This is a genomic window from Pedobacter aquae, assembly GCF_008195825.1.
Taxonomy (GTDB): Bacteria; Bacteroidota; Bacteroidia; order Sphingobacteriales; family Sphingobacteriaceae; genus Pseudopedobacter; species Pseudopedobacter aquae.
In genome coordinates this window covers 1,237,705-1,257,958 of record NZ_CP043329.1, presented here as the reverse complement: position 1 = coordinate 1,257,958, position 20,254 = coordinate 1,237,705, and the positions used below count along the sequence as shown (strand labels likewise).

22 protein-coding genes and 1 pseudogene are annotated in these 20,254 nt (G+C 32.5%); 12 read left to right on the top strand and 11 right to left on the bottom strand.

All coding sequences use genetic code 11. From position 1 onward, the window contains the following. Positions 1–103 precede the first annotated feature (103 nt). Together FYC62_RS05530 and lysA are read left to right on the top strand one after the other, a co-directional pair. Positions 104–1,417: an aspartate kinase gene (locus tag FYC62_RS05530; RefSeq protein WP_039452520.1), complete on the top strand. Its 1,314-nt coding sequence runs from the start codon at positions 104–106 to the stop codon at positions 1,415–1,417. Positions 1,418–1,439: 22 nt separating this feature from the next. After that, positions 1,440–2,621: a diaminopimelate decarboxylase gene (lysA, locus tag FYC62_RS05525; protein ID WP_039452523.1), complete on the top strand. Its 1,182-nt coding sequence runs from the start codon at positions 1,440–1,442 to the stop codon at positions 2,619–2,621. Positions 2,622–2,742: 121 nt separating this feature from the next. On the opposite strand, the gene FYC62_RS05520 is transcribed toward lysA, so the two are convergent. The 3 genes from FYC62_RS05520 to FYC62_RS05510 all read right to left on the bottom strand — a co-directional run bounded on the left by FYC62_RS05520 (position 2,743) and on the right by FYC62_RS05510 (position 4,700). Then, positions 2,743–3,123, bottom strand: a complete 381-nt coding sequence (locus tag FYC62_RS05520; protein WP_149074231.1) for an SRPBCC domain-containing protein — start codon at positions 3,121–3,123, stop codon at positions 2,743–2,745. Between the two features lie 110 nt (positions 3,124–3,233). Next, positions 3,234–3,446 carry a hypothetical protein gene (locus FYC62_RS05515; RefSeq protein WP_149074230.1) on the bottom strand — a complete coding sequence of 71 codons (213 nt, stop codon included), beginning with the start codon at positions 3,444–3,446 and terminating at the stop codon, positions 3,234–3,236. Positions 3,447–3,506: 60 nt separating this feature from the next. Then, on the bottom strand, positions 3,507–4,700 hold the full coding sequence (locus FYC62_RS05510) for an acyl-CoA dehydrogenase family protein (RefSeq protein WP_149075853.1): 1,194 nt from the start codon (positions 4,698–4,700) through the stop codon (positions 3,507–3,509). An 83-nt stretch (positions 4,701–4,783) separates the two neighbouring features. On the opposite strand from FYC62_RS05510, the gene folB reads away from it, so the two are divergent. Both folB and FYC62_RS05500 read left to right on the top strand, forming a co-directional pair. Beyond that, a complete protein-coding gene (gene folB, locus FYC62_RS05505; protein ID WP_149074229.1) occupies positions 4,784–5,161 on the top strand; it encodes a dihydroneopterin aldolase in 378 nt (125 codons plus the stop codon). Further along, a complete protein-coding gene (locus tag FYC62_RS05500; RefSeq protein ID WP_149074228.1) occupies positions 5,154–6,548 on the top strand; it encodes an FAD-binding oxidoreductase in 1,395 nt (464 codons plus the stop codon). Before folB ends, FYC62_RS05500 begins: the two co-directional genes overlap by 8 nt. Positions 6,549–6,567: 19 nt before the next feature. On the opposite strand, the gene FYC62_RS05495 is transcribed toward FYC62_RS05500, so the two are convergent. Together FYC62_RS05495 and FYC62_RS05490 are read right to left on the bottom strand one after the other, a co-directional pair. Continuing rightward, positions 6,568–6,951 (bottom strand): acyl-CoA thioesterase, encoded by a 384-nt coding sequence (locus tag FYC62_RS05495; RefSeq protein ID WP_149074227.1) that lies wholly within the window; start codon positions 6,949–6,951, stop codon positions 6,568–6,570. After that, a complete protein-coding gene (locus FYC62_RS05490; protein ID WP_149074226.1) occupies positions 6,951–7,388 on the bottom strand; it encodes an acyl-CoA thioesterase in 438 nt (145 codons plus the stop codon). The genes FYC62_RS05495 and FYC62_RS05490 overlap by 1 nt, the downstream gene beginning before the upstream one ends. Positions 7,389–7,529: 141 nt before the next feature. Here FYC62_RS05490 and FYC62_RS05485 point away from each other — a divergent pair, with 141 nt between their 5' ends. Beyond that, positions 7,530–7,970, top strand: a complete 441-nt coding sequence (locus FYC62_RS05485) for an Hsp20/alpha crystallin family protein (protein ID WP_039452539.1) — start codon at positions 7,530–7,532, stop codon at positions 7,968–7,970. A gap of 103 nt (positions 7,971–8,073) precedes the next feature. Beyond that, positions 8,074–9,372, top strand: coding sequence for a hypothetical protein (locus tag FYC62_RS05480; protein ID WP_039452542.1), 1,299 nt, complete (start codon positions 8,074–8,076; stop codon positions 9,370–9,372). On the opposite strand, the gene FYC62_RS05475 is transcribed toward FYC62_RS05480, so the two are convergent. The 3 genes from FYC62_RS05475 to ribD are packed head-to-tail and all read right to left on the bottom strand — an operon-like array spanning position 9,365 to position 11,876. Beyond that, on the bottom strand, positions 9,365–9,979 hold the full coding sequence (locus FYC62_RS05475) for an IMPACT family protein (protein ID WP_149074225.1): 615 nt from the start codon (positions 9,977–9,979) through the stop codon (positions 9,365–9,367). The genes FYC62_RS05480 and FYC62_RS05475 overlap by 8 nt on opposite strands. Further along, a complete protein-coding gene (locus tag FYC62_RS05470; protein WP_149074224.1) occupies positions 9,979–10,827 on the bottom strand; it encodes an EamA/RhaT family transporter in 849 nt (282 codons plus the stop codon). Before FYC62_RS05470 ends, FYC62_RS05475 begins: the two co-directional genes overlap by 1 nt. Beyond that, positions 10,824–11,876, bottom strand: a complete 1,053-nt coding sequence (ribD, locus tag FYC62_RS05465) for a bifunctional diaminohydroxyphosphoribosylaminopyrimidine deaminase/5-amino-6-(5-phosphoribosylamino)uracil reductase RibD (RefSeq protein ID WP_149074223.1) — start codon at positions 11,874–11,876, stop codon at positions 10,824–10,826. The genes FYC62_RS05470 and ribD overlap by 4 nt, the downstream gene beginning before the upstream one ends. Positions 11,877–11,935: 59 nt before the next feature. Between ribD and FYC62_RS05460 the strand changes: the two genes are divergently transcribed. After that, positions 11,936–13,003 (top strand): sensor histidine kinase, encoded by a 1,068-nt coding sequence (locus FYC62_RS05460; RefSeq protein WP_149074222.1) that lies wholly within the window; start codon positions 11,936–11,938, stop codon positions 13,001–13,003. Further along, positions 12,981–13,799 (top strand): peptide chain release factor N(5)-glutamine methyltransferase, encoded by an 819-nt coding sequence (prmC, locus tag FYC62_RS05455; protein WP_149074221.1) that lies wholly within the window; start codon positions 12,981–12,983, stop codon positions 13,797–13,799. Before FYC62_RS05460 ends, prmC begins: the two co-directional genes overlap by 23 nt. On the opposite strand, the gene xerD is transcribed toward prmC, so the two are convergent. Continuing rightward, on the bottom strand, positions 13,784–14,683 hold the full coding sequence (xerD, locus tag FYC62_RS05450; protein ID WP_039452628.1) for a site-specific tyrosine recombinase XerD: 900 nt from the start codon (positions 14,681–14,683) through the stop codon (positions 13,784–13,786). The two genes, prmC and xerD, sit on opposite strands and share 16 nt — an antisense overlap. 36 nt (positions 14,684–14,719) lie before the next feature. Between xerD and aroQ the strand changes: the two genes are divergently transcribed. Next, on the top strand, positions 14,720–15,133 hold the full coding sequence (gene aroQ, locus FYC62_RS05445) for a type II 3-dehydroquinate dehydratase (protein WP_039452552.1): 414 nt from the start codon (positions 14,720–14,722) through the stop codon (positions 15,131–15,133). Here the strand turns inward: aroQ and FYC62_RS05440 are convergent, their stop codons facing one another. Both FYC62_RS05440 and FYC62_RS05435 read right to left on the bottom strand, forming a co-directional pair. Beyond that, positions 15,134–16,150: a glycosyltransferase family 2 protein gene (locus FYC62_RS05440; RefSeq protein WP_149074220.1), complete on the bottom strand. Its 1,017-nt coding sequence runs from the start codon at positions 16,148–16,150 to the stop codon at positions 15,134–15,136. Then, on the bottom strand, positions 16,137–17,036 hold the full coding sequence (locus FYC62_RS05435) for a lysophospholipid acyltransferase family protein (protein ID WP_149074219.1): 900 nt from the start codon (positions 17,034–17,036) through the stop codon (positions 16,137–16,139). Before FYC62_RS05435 ends, FYC62_RS05440 begins: the two co-directional genes overlap by 14 nt. 40 nt (positions 17,037–17,076) lie before the next feature. Here FYC62_RS05435 and FYC62_RS05430 point away from each other — a divergent pair, with 40 nt between their 5' ends. The 3 genes and pseudogenes from FYC62_RS05430 (at position 17,077) to mgtE (ending at position 20,205) form a co-directional block, all read left to right on the top strand. Further along, the gene (locus FYC62_RS05430; protein WP_039452556.1) at positions 17,077–17,688 is read left to right on the top strand and encodes a WbqC family protein; all 612 of its coding nucleotides are present in this window, start codon (positions 17,077–17,079) and stop codon (positions 17,686–17,688) included. 1 nt (position 17,689) lies between these two features. Beyond that, positions 17,690–18,816, top strand: a pseudogene (gene corA / locus FYC62_RS17965) (magnesium/cobalt transporter CorA). 39 nt (positions 18,817–18,855) lie between these two features. Next, positions 18,856–20,205 carry a magnesium transporter gene (gene mgtE, locus FYC62_RS05420; protein WP_149074218.1) on the top strand — a complete coding sequence of 450 codons (1,350 nt, stop codon included), beginning with the start codon at positions 18,856–18,858 and terminating at the stop codon, positions 20,203–20,205. Positions 20,206–20,254 lie beyond the last annotated feature (49 nt).

Below are 20,254 nucleotides of genomic sequence, written 5' to 3'. Positions count from 1 at the left end.
ATTAATCAAAAATCGTACAATTTTATTTTATTCGTTCCTGATAATATCAAGCTTTTATCTATTTTTAGCGCCTGAATTAAAAATCATATAAAAACTAGTAAAAATGAAAGTTCTAAAATTCGGGGGTACATCTGTAGGAAGCCCTGAAAGAATGAAAAAACTTTTAGACATCATTAATCCGTCTGAAAGACAGATAGTTGTACTATCTGCAGTTTCTGGTACAACCAATAGCTTGGTAGAGATATCTCAAGCCTATCTTGCGTCTGATAAAAATAAGGCGAAGGAACTTGTAAAGGCTTTAAAGGATAAGTATGAGATTTTCATTAAAGAACTATTTCAAAAGGACGAGTTTCTAGCTAAAGGAAAAGAGGTTATTGATTCTCATTTTGAGCTATTAGATGCTTTTTCACATGATTTATTTACCGCAATTGAAGAAAAAGTTGTTTTAGCACAAGGCGAGCTTTTATCAACAACTTTATATCACATTTACTTACAAGAAATTGGTGTTCCATCTGTGTTATTGCCAGCTTTAGAGTTCATGAAGATTGATGAAGATAATGAGCCTATTGTAGATTTTATTACAGAAAAACTTACGCCACTTTTAGATGCAAATCCTTCTATAAATTTGTTTATCACGCAAGGGTATATCTGTAGAAATTCTTTTGGTGAGATTGATAATTTAAGAAGAGGAGGAAGTGATTATACCGCTTCTTTAATTGGTGCTGGTATACGTTCTGAAGAAGTTCAAATATGGACAGATATTGACGGAATGCACAATAACGACCCTCGTATTGTAAAAGGTACAAAGCCAATTGCTCGTTTATCTTTTGATGAGGCTGCTGAATTAGCCTATTTTGGTGCTAAAATTTTACACCCACAATCTGTTTTTCCTGCACAACGTTATAAAATTCCGGTTAGGTTGTTAAATACGATGGAGCCTAAAGCTTTTGGTACTTTAATTAGTTCTGAGAGTGAAAAAGGAAAAATTAAATCTATTGCAGCAAAAGATGGTATTACAGCTATTAAAATACAATCTAGCAGAATGCTTTTGGCTTACGGTTTCTTAAGGAGAGTTTTTGAAGTTTTTGAGCGTTATAAAACGCCAATTGATATGATTACAACCTCAGAAGTGGCAGTTTCTGTTACCATAGATGAAACTAAATACTTAGGAGAAATCACCAAAGAATTAAGTGATTTTGGAACTGTTGAAGTTGATGTAAACCAATCTATCATTTGTATAGTAGGGGATATGGGTGCTGATACACATGGTTTTGCTTCAAGAGTTTTTGAATCTTTAAAACATATCCCTTTAAGGATGATTTCTTATGGTGGAAGTAACTACAATATCTCTTTATTGGTTAAAACCGAGGATAAAGTAGAAGCATTAAGAAGTTTACACAATCGTTTATTTGAATAATTTAGTGCAGATGGTAAGGCAAATGTTTAATGCCCAAATAGTAGATTCATTTAAAGATAAAGAGACTCCTTTTTACTATTACGATTTAAAGTTGTTGAAAAACACTTTAACGGCTTGTAAAGAGGCTTCTTTACCGCACCATTTTCATGTACATTTTGCTTTAAAAGCCAATTTTAATAACCGTGTTTTACAGGTGATTAAAGATTTTGGCTTTGGTGCTGATTGCGTTTCTGGTGGCGAAGTTAAAAAAGCTTTAGAAATAGGTTTTGATGCTAAGCAGGTTGTATTTGCGGGTGTAGGAAAATCAGACAGAGAAATTAACGATGCTTTAGACAAAAATATCTTTTGTTTTAATGTAGAATCTATTCAAGAATTAGAGGTTATAAATGAATTAGCTGCTAAGAAAGGTAAAAAAGCCTCGGTTGCTATTCGTGTAAACCCTAATGTAGATGCGCATACCCACCATTATATTACTACTGGTTTAGATGAAAATAAATTTGGTATTAATGCCTGGGAACTTGCTGATGTTTCGGAAACATTAAAAAAATGTAGCCATTTAGAATTTTTAGGTATACATTTCCATGTGGGTTCTCAAATTACAGATATGAATGTTTTCAAAAGCCTTTGTGTTAAGGTTAATGAAGTTCAGTCTTGGTTTGAAGAGCGTGGTATGCCTGTAAAAGTTTTAAATGTTGGCGGTGGTTTGGGTGTAGATTATCATCACCCTGATGAAAATAATATAGCAGACTTTAATAGCTACTTCCAGATTTTTAAAGATTTTTTAGAGATAAAACCTTATCAAGAAGTACATTTTGAATTAGGTAGGGCTTTAGTTGCCCAATGTAGTAGCTTAATTACTAGTGTTTTATATGTAAAGCATGGTATTAAAAAGAATTTTGCGATTGTAGATGCTGGTATGACAGAATTAATGCGTCCAGCTTTGTATCAGGCATATCATAAAATAGAAAACATTTCCCGACAATTAGATAATTCTGAAATCAAAAATCAAGAATCAAAAATAATTAATTACGATGTTGTTGGGCCAATTTGCGAATCATCTGATTGTTTTGGAAAAGAAGTTGCTTTACCAGAAACAAAAAGAGGAGACTTAATAGCATTGAGAACGGCAGGCGCTTATGGCGAGGTTATGGCTTCTGCTTATAATTTGAGGCCAGATATCAGACACGTTTATAACGAATTATAACAATTTGTAGCAGATTAAAGCCATAAATTAAAAAGCTCTTCATTTATTAGATTAAATATCTTTTAATGAAGAGCTTTTTTTATTAGAAACTATTGTAGAATAGAGAAAATTACCTAAAGAATTACTCTTCAAAAAATTCTAATAATTCTCCAAAATAAGAGCTATCCCAGCCATCAACAAATTCTTCATAGCTTTCTGTTGGGATATTGGTATGTAATAATTCTACTGAAGTACCTTTTTTATGCTCATGTAGTTTAATGGTTACGATAGATTTTCCCTCTTGTCCGTCAAAATACCATTCTTGTACAATTTTTTGATTTTCAATAAACTCTAGATTTTTTCCTACAATATCACCATTAAACAAAGAAAACTCTGACCCCGCTAGGTTACTCATTTCAGCTTCAGCACCAGTCCAAAGTTTAATACTTAAAGGATTTGTTAAGGCTAAATAAACTTCTTCTTGAGTTGCCGGAATAAGGTAATATTTTTTATAATCTTTCATGATTTGAGTTCTAAATAAAAGCTCAAATTTAGTCTAAAAGTATTAAGATTTTAAAATGATGTTGATGATTTAAATATTTAGAAATACTTTCTAAGACTTCAGAGCAATATTTAAGTTTTTCTTTTAGAAACTAGCAAAATGATGCCTGCAACTAAAACGGCTGCGCCAACATAAGGTGGCCAGTTAACGGTTTCCTTTTTATCTGCCGAAACTTGTATAGGACCAGCATCTATAATTTTTTCTTGTTTGGTATAAGAAAAGCCACCCCAAACCAGCATAACAATACCGATTATGGTTAAAATAATTCCTAATGATCTGTTCATAGTAGTAATGTTTTTGTTAAAAATATTTAACTATAATACACAAACACTATACCATCAAGATTACGTAAAAGCATTCTCACCCGTTACATCCAAACCTGTAATTAATAAATGTATGTCATGAGTGCCTTCATAAGTAATTACACTTTCTAAATTCATCATGTGGCGCATGATAGAGAAATCGCCGGTAATTCCCATGCCACCTAGCATTTGCCGAGCTTCTCTGGCTATGTTTAAAGCAGTTTCTACAGAATTTCTTTTAGCCATAGAGATTTGAGCAGGAGTAGCCCTGTTATCATTTTTCAAAACTCCTAAACGCCAAACTAGTAGTTGAGCCTTGGTTATTTCTGTAATCATTTCGGCTAACTTCTTTTGTTGTAACTGAAAGCCAGCTATGGGCTTGCCAAATTGCTTTCTTTCTTTCGCGTATCTAAGAGCAGTATCATAACAATCCATAGCAGCACCTAAAGCGCCCCAAGCTATACCAAATCTCGCTTGGTTTAAACAACTTAAAGGTCCTTTTAAGCCTTGTATGTTAGGTAATATGTTTTCTTTCGGAATTTTAACATCCTGAAAAATAAGTTCACCTGTGGCTGAGGCTCTTAAAGACCATTTTCCGTGTGTTTCTGGTGTTGTAAATCCTTCCATACCACGTTCTACAATTACACCTCTAATGGTTTGTGTATCGTCTTTAGCCCAAACAACACCCAAATTAGCAAAAGGAGCATTAGAAATCCACATTTTAGCACCATTAAGAAGAAAATAATCTCCCATATCTTGAATACGGGTTTCCATTCCGCCAGGGTCAGAACCATGATTAGGTTCGGTTAAACCAAAGCATCCCATCATTTCTCCAGACGCCAATTTAGGTAAGTATTTTTGCTTTTGCTCTTCAGAACCAAAGGCGAATATGGGGTACATCACTAAAGAACCCTGTACAGAAGCGGTTGAGCGCAAACCAGAATCGCCACGTTCTATTTCCTGCATCATGATACCATAGGCGATATAATCTAAACCAGCACCGCCATAATCTTGTGGAATGGTTGGGCCAAACACACCCAAATTTGCCAAACCGCTGATTAAATGTTTAGGAAATTGTGCATTTTGGGCATAGTCTTCAATAATTGGGCTGACTTCTTTTTTTACCCAATCTCTAACAGTACTTCTAATGAGTTTATGCTCATCGCTAAGCAATTCATCCATTAGGTAATAATCTGGATGTTGGTATAAATCGGTTTTTGAAGATTTTTGGTTCATGGCATTGGCTTTTGTTAAATTTAACAAAACAATATTTTATTTGTTCCCTTTGATATCATTAGTTTTTCATTCATATTTATAAAATGTCTGTTATCAAAAGAAAAATTGCCTTAGAAGAGGTGAAATTTAATGCTCCGATAGGTTTTTTTGAGGAAGAAAGAATCTTAAAGAATAACTTTTTATTTTCTGCCTATGTTAGCTATACACTTCATCATCAGCAGGATACAGATAACTTAGACCATACTGTTGATTATAGCAAACTTTATGATATTGCTAAAAATCATTTTTCTAAAGAAGCCAAATTATTAGAGCATGTTGCACATGGTATTTTAGATGATATTTTGGCTGCTTATCCGTTTTTAGCGTATATCAACATCCAAATAAAAAAACTAAATCCACCTATACAGGCCGAGATTAAAAATTCGTTAGTAGAACTAACTTATCAAGCAGAGCATGTTTAAGTCCATAAATCATCAGGATATAGCTTTCTTTAAACAAATATGTGGAGAAGATGCTGTTTTTATTGATGATGATTCGCTTTTAAAATACAGTAAAGACGAGACCGAGGATTTAAGTTTTAAACCCGAGGTAGTTTTAAAACCCAACCATACATCGCAAATTTCTGATGTTTTAAAATACTGCCATGAACATTTAATAGCCGTTACTCCGCGTGGTGGCGGAACAGGTTTAAGTGGCGGATCTTTGCCTGTTTTTGGTGGTGTATCTTTAAGTTTAGAACGCTTCAATAAAATTATCCAGATAGATGAACAAAATTTACAAGCCACTGTAGAAACAGGCGTTATTACACAAGTATTGATGGATGCAGCAACTGAAAAAGGCTTGTATTATCCAATAGACCCATCAAGTAAAGGTTCTTGTTTTATTGGTGGTAATATTGCCCATGGTTCTGGCGGACCACGAGTGGTTAAATATGGTACTTTAAGAGATTTTGTACTCAATCTAGAAGTGGTATTACCTAATGGCGATATCATTTGGACAGGTGCCAATACTTTAAAATATGCATCAGGATATAATTTAACGCAGCTGTTTATAGGTTCAGAAGGTACTTTAGGTATTATAACTAAAGCTGTTGTGAAGTTGATAGCTAAGCCTATTCATCAGCTTTTAATGATGGCTGCTTTTACATCAGAAGAAGAAGCTTGTGCTGCAGTTTCTGCAATCTTTAAATCAGGAATTACACCTTCTGCTCTAGAATTTATGGAGCGAAAAGGGGTAGAGTGGGTGGTGAATTATGCTCAACTGAATTTTAATATTTTGGATGATGCCAAAGCTTATTTGCTGATAGAGCTTGATGGTAATTATTTAGATGTTTTGTATCAAGATTGCGAAACTATAAATACTGTTTTAGAACAATATCATTGTTTAGATGTGCTTTTGGCCGAGTCATCAACCCAAAAAGAAGAACTTTGGAAAGTGAGGCGTTTAATGCCGCACTCGGTAAAATCAAATTCTATTTACAAAGAAGAAGATACTGTAGTGCCAAGGGCATCGTTACCAAAACTCATTAAAGGTATTAAAGTTTTAGGTGAGAAATACGGGTTTGAGGCTATTTGTTATGGCCATGCTGGCGATGGTAATTTACATGTCAACATCATTAAAGGAAACATGAGTGATGTTGATTGGAATATGAAACTTAAAGACGGTATTAAAGAAATTTTTGAACTTACCGTTTCTTTAGGCGGCACTATATCTGGCGAACATGGCATTGGCTTAGTACAAAAAGAGTATATGCATATCAAATACACAGAAACACATTTAAACCTTATGCGAGCTATAAAGAATGTATTTGATGTTAAAGGAATTTTAAATCCGGGTAAGATATTTTAAACACCAAAGCTCATATTTACTAACTTAAAATCGTTTCTATAATTTCTTTAGGTGGTAAAATAGGTTTTCCTAAAGAAGTAAAAACAATAATTACTTTAGCTTTTGTTATTAATTCTTCTCCTCTAAAAATTTGCTGCTTAAAGATGAATTTTAGGTTTCCTTCTTGTTCTATTTGCAGGCATACATGAAACTTATCACCACTTTTTAAAGGCTTTTTATAGTCAATTTCTATACGGTAAACTACAGGGTCTATATTTTCTTGGTGTAGTTTAGCAAAATCTAAACCTTTATGCTTTAAAAATTGATGTCGAGTATGTTCTAAGTAATTCTGGTAAACAGCATTATTTACAATTCCTTGTAAATCGCATTCATAATCTCTAACCTCAAAGTTTTCTTTAAACATTACATTTCTGGATTATCATAAGCAATCATTTTAGCTTTTTCTGCTTGCGGAATAGCTACAGGTTTTCCTGATTTATAATCAATAGCTACTTGTGTGGTTTTGCCTATGGTTTTCAAAATAAAATGCTCTCCTTCTTCGGCGTATAGCAAATAAGCAATATCAAAACTACTATTACCAACTCTAGTGGTTTTAACACAAGCTGTTATTTTATCTTCTAAAATTATTGGTTTTAAGTATTCTACTTCAGATTTTACCAATATTATTCCTGTTGCTTTCCAATCCCACTCAATAATATCTTTCCAATAAGCAGATCGGGCTTGCTCAAAATAAGTAAGGTAAACGGCATTATTTGCATGACCAAACATATCCATATCTGCAAACCTAATAGAGATAGGAGTTTTATAGGTAAAAGCGGAAATATTTTCTTCTAATTTCATAGTAAACTGCAATAAAGTCAGTAAAATAAATAAATTAACGACAAAAAGTCATTATTTTCTAACAAAAATACCATTGGTATTAGAGTTGATTCATCCTTTAACGTAAACAAATTTAAAATAATTTATAAGGAGGATATAAAAATGACTTTAGTAAAATTTAATAACGAGAAAAACGGTGTAAAAAATTATTCGCCATTTAATGATTTATTTGATAGCTTTTTTAAAGACAGCTATTATAATGATAGCACTTTGAATAAAGTACCGGCGGTTAATATTTTTGAAGCCGAAGATGCTTATCACATAGAAGTTGCTGCGCCAGGTTTAAAAAAGGATAATTTTAAACTACAACTAGAGAAAAATGTGTTAAAAATTTCAGCAGAAAAAGCCACCGAGACAGAAAGCAACCATAGAAAAGTTACTAGAAAAGAGTTTAGTTATAACGCTTTCGCTAGATCTTTTACCTTACCAGAAACTGTAGATTTTGCTAAAATAGATGCAAAATATGAAGATGGTGTGTTGTATGTAACTGTTGGCAAAAAAGAAGAAGCTAAAATCCAATCAAGGGAAATAGCAATAAGTTAATCATAATTTTTAGGTTTAGTTTTTTGATTGGCATCCCGTTTTTGTTAGCAGAAACGGGATTGCTTTTTTACTTCAAAACCAACATTATTTATTAAATTTGAGCATGAGTTTAGAAATTCTAGATACCCGCCGAAAAGCCTTAACAATTAATCTTAATGCAGATATTTACGGTACTTTTGCTGAAATTGGAGCCGGACAAGAAGTAGCCAGAAACTTCTTTACTGCTGGCGCTGCCTCTGGTACCATTGCCAAAACCATGTCTGCTTACGATATGACTTTCAGTAATGAAATTTATGGTCATGAAGAGTCTGGACGCTACGTATCAAAATCAAGATTAATAAAAATGCTTGATTATGAATTTAAGCTCTTGGAAGACAGGTTATTTGGAGATAAATATCAAACCAAAACTTTTTTCGCTTTCGCTGATACCGTAACAACGCTAAACTATAGTAAAACTAACGACCCACATGGTTGGTTAGGTATTAAATTTCAGCTAGAGCCTTATGGGCCGCCACATGAAATAATTTTCCACGTAAGATTACTAGATAGCGATGCTAGTTTACAACAAAATGTATTGGGTATTTTAGGTGTTAATTTAGTTTATGCTGCTTTTCACCTACATCATGACCCTAAAGCTATGATTGAGTCTTTAGCTGATAATTTATCACAAGGTTCGGTAGAAATAGATTTAATTAGCTTAAAAGGACCTGTATTTGAATTTTTAGATGATATTCTGGTAAATTTATATCTCATACAAAAAGGATTTTCAGGAGCTGCTATTTTTGATCATCATGCTAAAGCAAAACAAGCTAAAGATTTGATGTATAAAAAGCACATCATGATTTTAAGAACTCGTTTTAACCAAAAAGTATTACCAGATTTTGATTTATTTCACCAAGCTGTAGCTCAATACAAAACTACATTAGCTATTACTGAAACCGAATTGGTTACACTTGCCGAGCTCACCTTGAATAACATGATGGAAAAGGCCGATAAAAGTGATGAGGATTTATTAAAACGTGTAGCAAAAAGAGCTAGAGAAATTTCTGAAAAAGGGCATTATGTAATTGTATCTAATTTCAACAGACATAATAAATTGGCTAAATATTTAGGACTCGCAAAACCTAAAAGTGTAGGGATAACAACCAATATTTCTAATTTACAACATATCTTTCAATCAGAATATTACGGAGAAAATTACACTAACGAATTGCTAGTTTACATAAGTGATTTATTTAGCAGAAATGTAAAATTACTCACTTACCCTTACCGGGATATAAAAAACAAAACCATTGTTACTACCAAAAACGTGGAAGTTTCACCAGAAGCAAAACCACTTTTTGATTTCTTGATTCAAAATAAATATATTATTGATATAGAGGAGATTGCAGAGATCATATAGCGTTTAAAAACGTTATCTCTATAGATCTTAAGTTTTCTAATTTAGGTAGCGTTTTGTTGAGATCGGCTTTTCTAATACTGAGTTTTATAACACAATTTAAATCAAATTCTTGGCTAAGAATTTCGAGTTTATCTTCCTTAATGATTTTCATAACATCGTTCATCAATAAATAATCAAACTTTAGTTCATAAACATCATTTAGGGTTTGCTCAACAATTTGAGCATTTAAGATAGCATCTTCAGTAGCCGTTTTATAAGCATTTATTAAGCCGGGCACACCTAATAAAGTGCCACCAAAATATCTTACAACAACTACTAAAATATTGGTGAGTTCTTTAGAAAGTAAGACATTTAAAATAGGTCGTCCGGCAGTTCCAGAGGGCTCACCATCATCATTAACTCTATAAATATTTTTATCCGGCGTAAGCCTATAAGCATAACAATGGTGTCTGGCTTTCGGATGCGCTGTTTTAATATCAGCAAGGATACTTTTTAAATCATTTTCATGTGAGAAAGGAAAAGCATAAGCTATAAACTTGCTTCCTTTATCTCTAAAAATACCTTCTGCTGGGCTTTGTATAGTTTTATAAGTATCGTCAAAAAGCATTAAGAAAACGTAAGAATAATAATGGCTATAATCGCCAAAAGCAAACCTATTTTATTTAAAACACTTAAACGCTCTTTAAATAAAACTAAGCCCACTAAAGAACCTAAAGCAATTACACCTATATCTAGTGCAGAATACACAACTGATGGTCGGTCTTTTTCTATTTGTAGCGCAAAAATATAAAAGTAGATAGACCCAAAATTAAACAAGCCTAAAACTATGCCTGCTAAAGCTGCTCTGGTCTGAAATTTTAATGTGCCATTTATTTTTTGATATGCTAAACTAGCAAAGGCCAAAACTGTAGCTATGGAGAAAATGTAAAATAAAGAAGTTGTAAAGCTGATTCCATCTATTTTAGTGAGGAAATTAAAAAGGATATCAATTATCCCGGTTCCTAAAAATACGATAATAGGAAACCAAAATTTCATGTCTTTTAAATCAAACTTACCTTCTGGCTTAGAGGCAATAATAGCTAAGAAACCAACAACAAGACCTACAATTTTTAATGGCGTCAATTGCTCGCTAAACAATAAAAAAGATGCTAAAACAGGTAAAGCTAATGATAAACGTTGCGCTATAACTGTTAATACCATTCCAGAGGAAGCAACACTCTTACTAATGAAGTAAAAAATAGATAATAATAAAACTGCTGTAAGACCGTAAAGTGAGAAATTTTGCGGACTTGGATGAGCACTTAAATCTGGTTTAAAAAACAAGAAACACAACAATGCTGCAGTTGGATAATTAAAAACAATAGCTTGGTAAGCGTTAGTATAATATCTTTTTAATAATTTGAAATTGATACTAACTGTAACACTGCACAAAATAGCAATAGCTAAATATATCATGGATGTTGAGGTGTAAGCGTTAATAATTTGTCTTTACCAATATTGGTGATATTTTCTTGTATACCATTAATTTCTGGAGCCTTTAAACCATCTTCCCAAGCAATAGGAGAGATGAAAATTCTAGCCTCATCCCATAAACCAGCGGCAATAAACATTTGTAAGGTTTTAATACCGCCTTCTACAATAACAGATTGTATATCTTGTAAGTATAACTGATACAATAAATACTGTGGTAAGAAATAGTCGAAATCTTCTATACCGATGTATTTAACTTGTCCATTTATAGCTGTATGGTCTTTGTTAAAGACAAAAGTTTCTATCGTATTATCAAATAAATGCAGATTTTGATCAAGTTTTAAATCCCTATCAATAACTGCTCTTTTAGGGTTTTTACCATTAACCAATCTTACATTAAGTTGTGGATTATCTATTTCAGCAGTTCTTTTTCCTACTAAAACGCAATCTTCTTCACTTCTCCATTGGTGTACCAGCATTTTTGCTTCTTTACCGCTTATCCATTTCTGAGAACCATCTTTAGTAGCAAAATAACCATTTATAGTTTGTGCCCATTTCAAAATAATAAAGGGCCTTTGTTTTTCTACACGTGTAAAAAAGCGTTTATTTAAAGCTAAACACTCTTGCTCTAAAATACCTGTAGTAACTTTTATACCTGCATTTTGCAATTTCTCTATCCCTTTACCATTTACTTTAGAGAAAGAATCTGTACAGCCAATAACTACTTCGGGTATTTGATGTTGGATAATTAAATCAGAACAAGGTGGGGTTTTACCAAAATGGGCGCAAGGTTCTAAAGTGACATAAAGAGTTGCTTCTTTCAATAGCTCAGCAGCGTTTTCATGTTTCAAAAACACATCTGCAACGGCATTAACTTCGGCATGTGCTTCGCCGTATTTTTGATGATAACCTTCACCTATAATTTTACCTTGATGCGTGATAACAGCACCAACCATTGGGTTAGGACTTACATAGCCGGCACCTAATTTTGCTAAGTCTATAGCTCTTTGTAAAACAATTTCATGCTTGGTCACGTATCAAAGATAATAATTAGTCGTTTAGGCTTTTATTTAAAAACATTTAATACAATTTCATGACTATAAAGAAGTCTGCCATATTGTTTTATTTATTCTTTTTATTTTGCTTTTTAAAGGCTCATGCTCACCAAACACAGCAGGATAACCTTTATTTTAGTAATTTAGAAGAAAGCCCTGTTGGAGATATTCTAGATAGTCTGCATCATGAAAATAATGATTTAAAAAAGCAGAATTTAAGTAATGAGTTGAAAATAGAAAATCGTAACTCGCTCATTTACGTGATTTTGATATTTTCTTTAACAGCACTATTTCTTTCTTTTAGATTGTATAAAAGCGGTAGAAGAGCCAAAACAAATAATAGAATTTTAAAAGAACAAAATGAAGAAATTAACAAACAAAAGAAAGAACTAGAAGAGTTAAACAATCTTAAGAACAGGTTTTTTTCTATTATTTCTCATGATGTAAGAGGTCCGCTTTTGTCTTTAAAAGGGACTTTGAATTTATTTGATGAACATTTACTAGATGAAAAAGAATCTAAATTATTGATAGGAGAGCTTAAATCTCAGTTTAACTCCACATCTAACTTATTAGATAATTTATTGATATGGGCTAAAAGCCAAATGCAAGGAGAAAAACTTCAAAAGTCTCATTTCAATGTTTTAAAAGTTGTAAAAGATAATATTGCACTACAGAAGTATAACATCCATCAAAAAAACATAAAAATAGTGGTAAACGTACCTGATGATTTACAGCTTTATGCTGATAAAGAAATGGTTAATGTTATCATTAGAAACCTGTTAAATAACGCTTTAAAATTTACTCCTCAAGATGGCGAAATTATGATAGCCTGTACAGCAAATGGAGATATGGCTCAATTTTCTGTTCAAGATAATGGTATCGGACTCTCTCCGGCGGAAATTAAAGAAATTTATAAGCGTAATTTTTATAGTACCAGTGGTTTAAATGATGAAAAAGGAACAGGTTTAGGTTTAATTCTTTGTCAGGAATTTATCAGAAAAAACAATGGTTCTTTTGATATAAAAAGTAAAAAAGGACAAGGTTCTACATTTTTATTTACTTTGCCACTTTTTAAAGAAGTTCATGTTAGAGAAGCAAGCTATTAAAGCACATTATTTTAAAGTACTTGAAGGTGTTTATGAAAAAGAAGAAATAAATGCTGTATATAAGTGGATTAGCGAAGATTTAGCAACTTTACCCGAGCCACAACAAAAAGAACTATTTGAAAATTATTTAACTAAACTAGCTTTAAAACAACCGCTTCAGCAAATTCTCGGCTATGCTTATTTCTATAATTTAAAATTCAAGGTGAATGATCATGTACTTATTCCAAGACCAGAAACAGAGGAATTGGTTTACATGATTCTGCAAGAATGCATTAAAAAACCAAATCAAGAAATTTTAGATATAGGTACCGGTAGCGGATGTATTGCCATCTCCTTAAAAAAGAACTTACAAACTGCTCAAGTTCATGCTATGGATGTTAGTGAAGATGCGCTAAAAATTGCCCATATAAATGCTCTAGAAAATAGGGTAGAGGTACATTTTAAAAAAGATAATGCTTTGGCTTTAAAAGCCGATGATTATCCTAAATTTCATATTATAGTAAGTAATCCGCCTTATATAGCATCATCAGAAAAGCAAAATATGCATGATAATGTTGTGAAATTCGAGCCGCATCTAGCTTTGTTTGTTGATGATGAAAATCCCTTGATTTTTTATGATAAAATAGCTGATTTTGCACTCACTAATCTTCATCCAAACGGAGTATTATTTTTTGAAATCAATCAGAATTTAGGCATAGCAACTCAAGAGCTTATCCAGAAGAAGGGTTTTAAAGCTCAAATCATCAAAGATTTAAACAATAACGAGCGTTTTATTAAAGCTCAACTTCTAGGGTGAAATTGCGTAATGGTTTGTTTTAAAAAGTCTCTATCTAAATGGGTATAAATTTCTGTTGTGGTGATGCTTTCGTGACCTAGCATTTCTTGTATGGCTCTTAAATCTGCACCGCCTTCAATTAAATGCGTTGCAAAAGAATGTCTAAACGTATGCGGACTAATGGTTTTACTAATTCCTACAGCTTTTGCAAGGTCTTTAATAATCATAAAAATCATCACTCTAGAGAGCTTTGTACCTCTTTTATTTAGAAATATAAAATCTTCATGACCTTTTTTAATATCCAAATGCTTTCTAATATTTTCTAAATAAATATCCAGATATTTTAATGCCGAACTGCCTACGGGCACCAGCCTTTCTTTATTTCCTTTTCCTTTAATTTTTAGAAATTCTAAATCAAGATATAAGTCTGATAGTTTGAGGTTTACCAGCTCGCTAACGCGAAGTCCTGAGCCATATAAAATCTCTAACATAGCTTTATTTCTGGTGTTTTCTGGTTTTGATAAATCTAAACCATCAAGCAATAAATTTATTTCATGTACGCTTAAAACCTCGGGTAATTTTCTTCTTGTTTTTGGGGTTTCTAATAATGCAGAAGGGTCTGCTTCTAATAAATCTTCTAGTATTAAGTATTTATAGAAGGCTTTAATACCACTAATGATTCTGGCTTGTGTGGTAGCTAACATTCCTAACTCAGTAATCCATTTGATGAAATCTCTTAAGTCTTGAGGTTTAGCTTTTAACAGAGAAACGGGTGTGGTTTTCATTTCTAAAAACTGAACCAGCTTTTCTACATCTCGTACATAAGCCTGAACAGAATTTTCTGATAAGGATTTCTCTAATTTCAAAAAAGATTTAAATCCTTTTTTAAATGATTGCCATTCCACTTTATCTTTTGAATTTTTAATGATAAGTTTGAAGTGATGAAGATACAAATTATCAACGGACCAAATTTAAATTTATTAGGCAAACGCGAACCTGGAATTTATGGTAGCGAGGGTTTTGAAAGCTTTTATAAACAGCTTTTAGCTAAATATCCTGAAGTAGAGTTAAGCTATTACCAAAGTAATGTAGAAGGCGAAATTATCAATAAGCTACATGAAATTGGTTTTGATTATGATGGTATTGTCTTAAATGCAGGTGCTTATACCCATACTTCTGTTGCTATTGCCGATGCTATTGCTGGTATTAAAACACCTGTAATTGAGGTTCATATCTCTAATGTATATGCCCGTGAAGAATTTAGGCATCATAGTATGATGGCTAAAAATTGCAAAGGTATTATCACAGGTTTTGGTTTAATGTCTTATGAATTAGCTTTAAAAAGTTTCTTATAACTATTTCCAAATCTCTTTAAAAAGCTTTTTTCCTCTAACAAAATAATCAAAAACAATGCTATTGTGGTATTTACCCTTAAGGTTTTGCTGTGGAGATATATAGCTATTTTTGATTTTTCCTTCAAATAAAGCACTTATAAAATGCCTGTGAGCTTTAGAAATAGCCCAAGCATTATCTGTTTTTTTATCCATCAAAAACTTGATAAGAGCTAAAAAATCCAAACAAAATCTAAAAGGAATTAAAAATATAGATCTAGAAAGAGGCTCATTCTTTTTAATGAGATAGAGGTTATTTCTAAAGTTTAAATAGGTTTTATACGGACTTTCTGCTTGTAAAGTGCCTCCTCCAACATGGTAAACTGTAGAAAAGCCGCAATACATCACTTTGTATCCTCTGTTTTTGGCTCTCCAGCATAGATCAATTTCTTCCATATGCGCAAAGAAATGCTCATCTAAACCACCAATTTCTTTCCAAATACTAGATTTAATGAATAAAGCGCATCCAGATGCCCAAAATATTTCTTTTTCATCATCATATTGGCCATTATCTTTTTCTATGGTATCAAATATTCTACCTCTACAAAAAGGGTAGGCAAAAGTATCTATAAAACCTCCGGCGGCACCGGCATATTCAAAACTGTCTCTATTATAATAAGAACGTATTTTTGGTTGGGCTATCGCTATTTTAACATCAGCCTCCATCATCGCAATAACGGGTTCTATCCAGTTTGGTGTAACTTCAACATCAGAATTAAGCAAAACAAAATAATCAGCTTCTACTTGTTTTAAAACCTGGTTGTACCCTTCTGCAAAACCATAATTTTGATGATTGATGATGACCTTTACTAAAGGGAAATTATTCTTAAGGAAGTTTATAGAATTATCTGTTGATGCGTTATCACCAATAATAATTTCCATATTCGGATAAGTACTATTAAATACCGAAGGGAGAAAATTTGCTAAATGTTTTTCTCCATTCCAGTTTAAGATAACAACTGCAACTTTAGGATAATTCATGAATAATAGTATTTGCTGCTGGTTTAAATTTCCAACGTTTATGAGACCAAAGCCAAAATTCTGGTTTTTGTTTTATCCTATCTTCTAGAAATTTAGCGTGTTTTAGGGTTATTTCTTTGTCTTCTGAAGTGGCTGGGTTATCATGAACCAATTTGAAATCGCAAGAATAATAACCTCTTTTAACTCTATCAACATCACAAAACACAACCGGATAGTTTGTAGAACGAGCTATTTTCTCTATCCCCATAAAGATTGCTGTAGGTTGATTTAAAAATTTTATCCACTCATGAGGATCTGCCAAGGCAGGCGTTTGGTCTGCAGCAAAAACAGTAACCGTAAGTTGATTTTTAAATCGGGCCATTTCACGTAATGTCATCTTCATCCTCACCATTAAAGTGCCACTTTTTTCTCTTGCCTTTTTAAAAACTTCGTTAAAAACGTTGTTATTTAAAGGTTTATAAATGATAAGTGGCTTTCCTTTTATAATTAAGGGAGTAACAATGGTGCACCATTCCCAATTTCCATAATGCCCAACTGCAAATAAATAACTCTTGTTTTGGTCTTCAAGCTTTTTTAGTAAATCTAAATTGGTAAATGTAAAACGCTTTAAAGCTTCTTTTTCAGAAACAGAAAGCATTTTAATCACTTCAAATATTAAATCTGATAGGTATCTAAAAAATCTTTTTTCGATGCCTTTAATTTCTTCTATGCTTTTTTCAGGAAAAGCATTCGTTAAATTCATTCTTACCACATTTCTTCTATATTTTACAACATAAAAGATAATGATAAAAGCAAAATCAGATAACAGATAAAGCAATCTTAAAGGAAGTAAAGAAACTAAGTACAAAAAAAACGCTGCTACGTAAGAAAGCCATTTATTTATCATTATTTTCGTTGGTTTTAATTGCAAACATAAATATTTTGAAATGGAATCTGGTGCAATATTTCCTTTACTTTATTTACCACCTATAGAATTTTTTAAAGAGCTATTAAACTTTAAAAATGAAACAATCTTAATTGATAAAAACGAGCATTTCCCTAAACAAACTTACAGAAATAGAGCAAGTATTTATGGCGCTAATGGTGCTTTAAGTATTACAGTCCCGGTGTTAAAAGGGTCTAAATTACATACTTCCGTAAAAGATGTTAAAATTAGTTATGACGCTAATTGGCAACGTATACATTGGATGAGTTTACAAGCATCTTACAGAAGTTCTGCTTATTTCGAGTTTTATGAAGATGCTTTTGCGCCATTTTATCATCAGAAATTTGATTTTCTGTTTGATTATAATTTAGAGCTCTTAAATACCATTTTGAAGCTTTTGAAGCAAAACCTAGCTTTAAATTTTACTGAAAGTTACCAAGCAGAATATCCACAGTTAAAAGATTTTAGAAGCGGTATTCATCCTAAAATAACAAGTAACTATCAGCCTAAAAAATATTATCAGGTTTTTGAAGATAAGTACAATTTTATACCTAATTTAAGTATTGTTGATTTATTATTTAATCAAGGTCCGCAGGCTATAAAACATCTTTAAAATGGTAAAAACACCACAATTTTTTAATATTAAAGCTAAACAACGTAGAAGTAAACCTGGCGAAGTACCAGGTACGTTTGTAATTACAGAAAATGCTTTAACCAGTAAAATTGTGGTGTATGCATATCATCAAAATCAGATTAAAGAATTTGAAACACAACAAATAGAAGAAGCTTTTAAATTTATTCAAGAGTATCCAAACAACTTTTATTGGATAGATATTAAAGGCCTAGGCTCGCAAGAAGTTTTAAACCAAGTTCAAGAGTATTACAACATCAATTCTTTAGTAATGGAAGATATTGTAAATACTTACCAAAGGCCAAAATGCGATGATTATGAGGATTATATGTTCATTACCAGCAGAATGCTTGAACTAGATAGCGGCTTGGTTATGCGTAATGAACAATTATCTTTCCTCATTTTTAAAGATACCTTAATCACCTTTCAAGAAGATTATCAAGATGTTTTAGAACCTGTAAGAGTAAGACTTAAAACTAAAGCAGGCGGTAATTTACGATCTCTCGGGCCTTCTTATTTGCTTTATGCTTTAATGGATACCGTTATAGACCATTATTTTACCATCGTTAATAGGTTAGGAGATGAGTTAGAAATTGTTGAAGAGCATCTTTATCAAAGGCCTCATAAATTATTAATGTACAGGATTTTGGGTGTTAAAAAATCATGATAGCCATGAGGAGAGCGGCCTGGCCTGAAAGAGATAAATTAATAGAAATTCTAAAAAAGCCAACCCATATTATTCATCCAGAGGTTACCGTTTTCTTTAAAGATGCTTATGACCATAGCGTTCAGATTATAGATTTGATAGAATCTTATAAAGAAACCTCCATAAGTTTAATGGATGTTTATCTGTCTTTAATGAGTAATAAGATGAATGAAGTGATGAAATTCTTAACCATCATTTCATCGTTATTTATCCCTTTAACCTTTATTGTTGGTATTTATGGGATGAATTTTTCTTACCAAGACCCTAAAACCGGAGAAATATTACCCTACAACATGCCAGAATTATATATGCCAAACGGTTATATCATAGTTTGTGTGGTGATGCTCATCATCGTTATTGGGCAATTATGGTATTTTGGTAAAAAGGGATGGTTTAAAGATTAAAAATACCGAATTGAGGATTTTTAGCTTAAATTCGCAAAGATGCAATCATTTGAAATTGATAAAACCGACGTTTTAAAACTAAAACAAGCTTTAGAAGGCGATGAGGAGGAGTTAGTTAAGCTTTTAGGGGAATATCACGCATCAGAAATTGCTATCCTTTTCAGTAAAATCCCTTTAGAATCGCAAAAGCGAATCATCAATTTATTACCCGCAGAAACCGCTTCAGAAGTACTTTCTGAAATGGATTTTGAGGCTCACCCAGAAGAACTTTTACTAGAACTAGATCCAGAACGGAGACAAGAAATTGTTGAAGAACTTGATTATGATGATGCAACAGATATCATTGCCCAGCTTGATGAAGAAGATCAACAAGAAATTCTTCAGGATTTAGATACTGAAGACGCATCAAACATCCGTAACTTATTAAGCTATAAAGAAGACTCTGCCGGTGGTTTGATGAATACCCAGCTGATAAAGATATACGCTAATATGTCTAAAAAGCAGGCTATTGATGAAATTATTCAACAAAGCGAAGAAATAGAAGAGTTTTATACCGTTTATGTTGTTGATGAATCTGATACACTAAAAGGTATCATTTCTTTAAAAAACCTTATCAAAGCAAAAGCAAGTGTTAAAGTTGCCGATTTAATTAATGAAGACTTTATATATGTTAAAGCCCAGGTAGACCAAGAGGAAGTTGCCGATTTAATCTCTCAATACAATCTTACCAGTATCCCTGTAGTGGATGATCATTTGAAACTTTTGGGAAGAGTTACTTTTGATGATGTTATTGATGTTTTAGAAGAAGAAAATACCGAGGATATGTTGAAAATATCCGGAGTTTCTGAAGATGAGGAATTAAGTGGTAATTGGCAAGCAGCTGTAAAATCTAGGTTACCTTGGTTGGTTATTAATCTTGTAACGGCATTTTTAGCTTCCTCTGTGATTAGATATTTTGAACCTACCATCACCCATATTTTAATCTTACCTGCTTACATGACCATTATTGCCGGTATGGGTGGTAATGCAGCAACCCAAGCTTTAGCTGTAACCGTAAGAAGAATTACTTTAAGTGATTTATCAGATAATCAGGCTTATCGTACTGTAATAAAGGAGTTTACCGTGGGTTTAGTAAACGGAGCCATCATAGGCTTAATTGTCTTTATGGCAGCACTTTTTTATGATTCAAATCCATTATTAGGCTTGGTAATTTTCATAGCTATGGCAGGTAATTTAATGATAGCTGGCCTAGCAGGCTCATCCATACCGTTGGTTTTAAAACGTGTTGGTATAGACCCTGCAATTGCTTCATCCATCATCATTACCACCTTTACCGATGTTTTCGGATTCTTGCTTTTATTAGGCTTAGCCTCAAAATTATTACTATAATTGTAGCAAATTTGGCTATGCTCTTTTAGCAATAGTCAATGCTCAAAAA